A 5,091-nucleotide genomic window follows, 5' to 3' on the forward strand; every position below is an offset into this window, starting at 1 on the left:
AGCCGTCGCCGCCGGGGCGGGGGCCGGATCAGCCGCTTCCGCCGCCGCAGGTGCCGCAGGCTCGGCGCCGCCGTCCAAGGCCTGGCCAATCTCCTCCAGTGCCAGGGTCTTCAGGGTCTGACAGATGCGCTCGTAGGCCTCCTGGTCCGGCGCCTGTTCGTTGCGGTAGGCGTCGAGCTGGTCGTTGAGCATGTCCTTGGTTTCCAGAAAGGTGTCGACGATGTCGGGGCGAAGGCGCAGCTCGCCGCGCCGGGTATGGTCGAGCAGGTTCTCGAACAGGTGGGTGGTGCGCTGCAGGATCTCGAAGCCGAACGTACCGGCGCCGCCCTTGATCGAGTGGGCGGCGCGGAAGATGGCGTTGAGCTGCTCGGTGTCCGGCGCTGCTGGATCCAGCTCCAGCAGATGGCGTTCCATGTCCGCCAGCAGTTCTTCGGCTTCCTCGAAGAAGGTGTCGTAGAAGTCGGTGATATCCATGCCTGTGTCACCCTTGTTCTGGTTCAGTGCGGCTCGTCTGGCGGCGACGCTGGGGAATTGGCCAGGGCGGTGTGAAAGCGTGCCTCGATGTCCTCGAGGGGACCGGCGAGCTGGGCCTCACCGCCGCCCCTGGCGGGCCTGGGGGCTCGCGGATCGAGGGTGCCGGGGTGGCGAATCAGCTCGGCGACGCTGGGAAACAGCACCACCAGTTCGATACGTCGATTGATCGGGTCATCGGCGTCGGTGCCAGGCATCACCACCTGGTCGGCCAGGCCTGCCACCCGCAGCAGCTTGTCGCCCTCGAGGCCGCCATCGAGCAGCTCCCGGCGCGAGGCGTTGGCGCGGTCCGAGGAAAGCTCCCAGTTGCTGTAGCCGCCCCGGCCGTTCAGGTAGGCCAGGCTGTCGGTATGGCCACTGATGCTCAGGTCGTTGGGCAGGTCGTTGAGCAGCGGCGCCATGGTGCGCAGTAGATTGCGGAGGTAGGGCGCCACGCGGTCGCTGCCGAGGGCAAACATCGGCCGCTGCTCGTCGTCCAGCAACTGGATGCGCAGCCCCTCCTGGGTCATGTCGAAGCGCAGCTGGTCACGCAGTCCACGCAGGCTGGGGTCCTGCTGGATGGCCAGCTCGATGCGCTGCTGCAGGTCACGGAAGGCGCGTCGTTGCTGCTCGCTGGGGCGGGTCTGGCGCTTGAGGTCGATGCGCATGCGCTCGCCCTGCTGGCTGGTCACGTCGGGCCCACCACCGGGGATGACCTGGGGGCTCATGGCCACGCTGTCGCCATTGGTCATGGCGGCCAGCAGCGGCATGCTGAAGTAGTCGGCCACGCCCTCGCGGGTCTCGCGGCTGGCGGAAGACAGGATCCACATCACCAGAAACAGCGCCATCAGCGCCGTCATGAAGTCAGCCAGGGCGATCTTCCAGCTACCGCCATGGTGGCGATGCACCACCTTCTTGCGGCGGATGATGATCGGTCGGCGCTGGTTGGGGCTGCTCATGCGGCCCCCGCGCTGGCCTTGGCGTCACGCACATGGTCCTCGAGCTCCTTGAAGCTCGGGCGTTCGCTGGTGTGCAGCGCCTTGCGGCCGAACTCCACCGCCAGCTGCGGCGGATAGCCGTGCAGGCTGGCCAGCAGGGTGACCCTCAGGCACTGCAGCATCTTGATCGACTCGCCGGTCTGGCGTTCGATGCGGTAGGCCAGCGGGCTGATGAAGCCATAGCCGAGCAGGATGCCGAGGAAGGTGCCGACCAGGGCGTGGGCGATCATCACCCCCATCTCGGCGGGATCGGCGGCGGTGACGCTCAGCGCCTTCACCACCCCCATCACCGCGGCGACGATGCCGAAGGCGGGCATGGAATCGCCGACCTTGGCGATGGCGTCGGCAGGAATATGCGCCTCCTGCTCGAACATCTCGATCTCGTGTAGCATCAGCTCGTCGATTTCCATCGGGTCCATGCTGCCGGCCACCATCAGGCGCAGGTAGTCGGTCAGGAAGTTCATGATCATCGGGTCGGCGACGACCTTGGGGTACTCGCTGAACAGCGCACTTTCGGCGGGATTGTCGATGTCGCGCTCGATGCCCAGCATGCCGTCGCGGCGCACCTTGGCCAGCAGCCGGTAAAGCAACGCCATCAGCTCCATGTACATGGCCTTGTCGTAGCGCTTGGAGCGCCTCAGACGAGGAAAGATGCGGAAGGTCGCCTTGAGCGCCTTGCCGTGGTTGGAGGCGATGAAGGCGCCAACGCCGGCGCCACCGATCATCAGCAGTTCGGTCGGCTGGAACAGCGGGCCGAGGCTGCCGCCGGAGAGCACGAAGCCCCCGAATACCGACAGCAGCACGACCGCGAATCCAATAGGTATCAGCACGACGACTATCCTTTGCAGAGACGTGGAAGACGTTCTGCTTCAGTTATCGGCGTGCCGGCGACAGACTTGAGCCGTGAAATCACCGTTCAACGAAAAAATATGCAGGATCGGTGGGCCCAAGGAAGAAGGGGGAGAGAGTAAAGACAGAGTGAAGGTAGAGAGGTAGAGAGGGAGAGAGCGGAGAAAGAGAGGGTAAGAGAGTGAGAGGGCGAGGGGGGTGGGGCCTAGCGAGAAGGGAGTAGGGCGAGTGAAACAGGGCGGATAACCGCAGACTGGACTGCCGCAGGGCGCCCCGACAAGGAGCGGCCCTGCGGCCTGCGGTGGTAAAGAGGGGTCAAGCCAGATGCTTGACCGGCCCTGCAATCGCTGGCGTCTCTGCGGCCTTGGCGGCCTCGTCCTTCTGCGCCTGGCGACGGCGGGTCTTGCCGGCGCGGGACGGTGGCTGGCAGATGCCGCAGACGTAGTCGTGGCTCGGCGAGTGAGCGTGGGCCACGAAGTTGCCATGACAGCGGGTGCAGGGCGTCAACTGCAGCAGGTCGCTTTCAAAAAAGCGGATCAGCGTCCAGGCCCGGGTCAGCCCCAGCACCGGCTCGGCGGCGTCGATGTCGATCTGCTCGGTGTACAGCCGGTAGGCCTTGACGAAGGCCTCCATGCGCTCGCATCCCTGGTCCTGCAGGCGCTGATAGAAGGCATAGAACAGCGACGAGTGGATGTTCGGCAGCCAGGTGATGAACCAGTCGGTGGAAAACGGCAGCATGCCCTTGGGCGGTGACATGCCGCGGACCTCCTTGAACAGCCGGATCAGGCGGGCCCGACTGAGGTCGGTCTCGGTTTCCAGGACCTGCAGACGCGCACCGAGTTCGATCAGGTCGATGGCGAGCTGCACCTGATGCATCTCCTGGACCAGGCTCTTGGTGCTCATGTCAGCGCGCCTCCGGTAGAGGCCGCGCTGCAAGCCATCAACAGCGAGGAGTGGAGGTGAGCCAGGCCCTGTTCCCGCGGGTTGTCCACCACCTGACGCAGTTGCTCGGTGGAGCCGAGCCCCAGTTGGCAGAGCAGTTGGTTGGTGCGTGACAGCCGGGTCAGCTGGCGTGCATTGAAGCTTTCCAGCAGCTCGGCCTGTTCTTCGCTGATGTTCAGACGCAGACGGGCGGTGGTGCGGTCTTCGGCCAACAGACGTTGGGCCAGTAGAAGATAGGCAAGATTCAACTCCTGAATCTCGTCGATCAGTGACTGATTGCTCATGGGTTCCCTGCCTTGATCGTTTTTTTTGCTGATCATCGCCAGCTTTAGGTATTGCCGATATACCTGAATAGGTGCGGACGGACACTATCGGAACTTTTTGACGTTTAAGTGTCAGGTCCGTGTCCACCATTCGAGGTATTGTCGATTGCTATCAGTGTGGCGCAAGCCAGGAGGGAGGAAAAAGCTTCAACGGTGTCCGTATGATGTGTATCAATAAAAGTGAATATTCAAAGAAAACCGATATTTACGACGCCAAAAAAACCCAAGTTTAATTAGCCCTGTACATTTTATTACATTCTGTTTCGCGAGTCGCTCGCATTTAGCTCGCCTACCCACACCAGCAGTTCGGCGATCACCTGGTAGAGACGAGGCGGAATCTGCTCGTCCAGATCGAGCTGCATCAACAGGCCCACCAGCGCCGGTTCATCATGGACGTGGATTCCCTGGCGGCGGGCTTCGTCGATGATGCGCTCGGCGATATCACCGTAGCCCTTGGCGATCACCCTCGGTGCCTGATCATTTTCACCATAGCTCAGCGCCACCGCATGGCGGCGTGAGGGTGCGGGTTGGTCATCGCTCACTTGGGAAGCTCCTCGGCAGACCTGCTGTCACCTTCGGTGATGGTCAGCTCCACCCGGGCGAAGCCATGACCCTCAAGGCGCTGTATCAGTGTTTCGCGCCCCTGCTCGAGTCGATCCCTCAGGCCCTCGGCGGACGTCGCCAGGCGCAGGCTCAGGTGCTCTTCACCGAGCAGCGCGGACACTCTGAGCGAGCCATGTTCGGCCAGCTCGAGTTCCAGCTCGGTACGCCAGGCGTGTTCCTCGTCCTTGCTGTCGTCGCGGCCCTTGCCGCCGCCCTGATGATCCGGCTCCCGTTGCGGCGGATGAATGGCGAGCGCCATGAACAGTCCGCTCCAGACATCGCCTTCCCAGCGCAGCACCGGGGTGGCCAGCATCTCGAGCTGGTGGCGCACCAGCGGAGCGAGGCTCTCGTGGACGCCGCTTGGGGATGCGCCCTCGCGACGGGCGGCGGCGGCATCGTCCGACGTGCTCGAGACGCCCTGGGCGCCCTGGGCATTGGCGGCGATTGTCGTCGCCAGGCTGGGCAGATAGCCGGCCGGCTGGGAGCTGCGCCAGGGCGCCAGCGGGAAGGCGGGCGCCATGTTCTGTCGAGAGCTCGGTTGAGAGCCCAGTTGAGAGCTCAGTTGAGTGTTCGGTTGCCCGGCCATTGCGCCTGCTTGAGTAGAGAGCCGACCAGGGCCTGAAGCGGGGGAGTGCCCAGCGGTCTGAGCATTCGCCTCGCTGGCCATTGGCCGAAACACCAGGGCGCGCCACATCTGGGGCTCCCGTGCCAGCTGGGCGCGGTCCAGGTTGCCGTGAAACCAGCGATTGAGGTGGGACTCGTAGAACAGGCCGCTGTCGCGCACGCGCTCGCCCAGACGCTCGGCGAGCATCGTGACGGCGGGCCCTGACGGGCCAGTGGCCAGCCCGGCCGTTGCGCTGGTCGCC

The 5,091-nt window shown here is 64.3% G+C and carries 7 protein-coding genes; all 7 read right to left on the reverse strand.

All coding sequences use genetic code 11. From position 1 onward, the window contains the following. Positions 1–474, reverse strand: a 474-nt coding sequence (locus NH448_RS23000; protein WP_253029545.1) for an Hpt domain-containing protein, incomplete at its 3' end; no start/stop codon positions are given. 23 nt (positions 475–497) lie between these two features. Continuing rightward, positions 498–1,469, reverse strand: a complete 972-nt coding sequence (motB, locus tag NH448_RS23005; RefSeq protein WP_083970640.1) for a flagellar motor protein MotB — start codon at positions 1,467–1,469, stop codon at positions 498–500. Continuing rightward, positions 1,466–2,338, reverse strand: coding sequence for a flagellar motor stator protein MotA (motA, locus tag NH448_RS23010; protein WP_045994770.1), 873 nt, complete (start codon positions 2,336–2,338; stop codon positions 1,466–1,468). Before motA ends, motB begins: the two co-directional genes overlap by 4 nt. Positions 2,339–2,672: 334 nt before the next feature. Beyond that, entirely contained in the window at positions 2,673–3,260 is a 588-nt protein-coding gene (flhC, locus tag NH448_RS23015; protein ID WP_045994769.1) for a flagellar transcriptional regulator FlhC, read from the reverse strand. Continuing rightward, the gene (locus NH448_RS23020) at positions 3,257–3,583 is read right to left on the reverse strand and encodes a flagellar transcriptional regulator FlhD (RefSeq protein WP_045994768.1); all 327 of its coding nucleotides are present in this window, start codon (positions 3,581–3,583) and stop codon (positions 3,257–3,259) included. Before NH448_RS23020 ends, flhC begins: the two co-directional genes overlap by 4 nt. Positions 3,584–3,873: 290 nt before the next feature. Beyond that, positions 3,874–4,164 (reverse strand): EscU/YscU/HrcU family type III secretion system export apparatus switch protein, encoded by a 291-nt coding sequence (locus NH448_RS23025; RefSeq protein ID WP_045994767.1) that lies wholly within the window; start codon positions 4,162–4,164, stop codon positions 3,874–3,876. Continuing rightward, positions 4,161–5,091 (reverse strand): flagellar hook-length control protein FliK (locus tag NH448_RS23030; RefSeq protein WP_253029546.1); only part of this gene is annotated, 931 nt, incomplete at its 5' end. The genes NH448_RS23025 and NH448_RS23030, both read right to left, overlap by 4 nt.

The organism is Halomonas sp. OfavH-34-E (assembly GCF_024124525.1).
Lineage (GTDB): Bacteria > Pseudomonadota > Gammaproteobacteria > Pseudomonadales > Halomonadaceae > Halomonas > Halomonas litopenaei.

Bases quoted from the DNA above. Each gene is read 5' to 3' on its own strand.
- motB (WP_083970640.1), bottom strand. From the start codon at position 1,469: ATGAGCAGCCCCAACCAGCGCCGACCGATCATCATCCGCCGCAAGAAG.
- flhC (WP_045994769.1), bottom strand. From the start codon at position 3,260: ATGAGCACCAAGAGCCTGGTCCAGGAGATGCATCAGGTGCAGCTCGCC.
- NH448_RS23020 (WP_045994768.1), bottom strand. From the start codon at position 3,583: ATGAGCAATCAGTCACTGATCGACGAGATTCAGGAGTTGAATCTTGCC.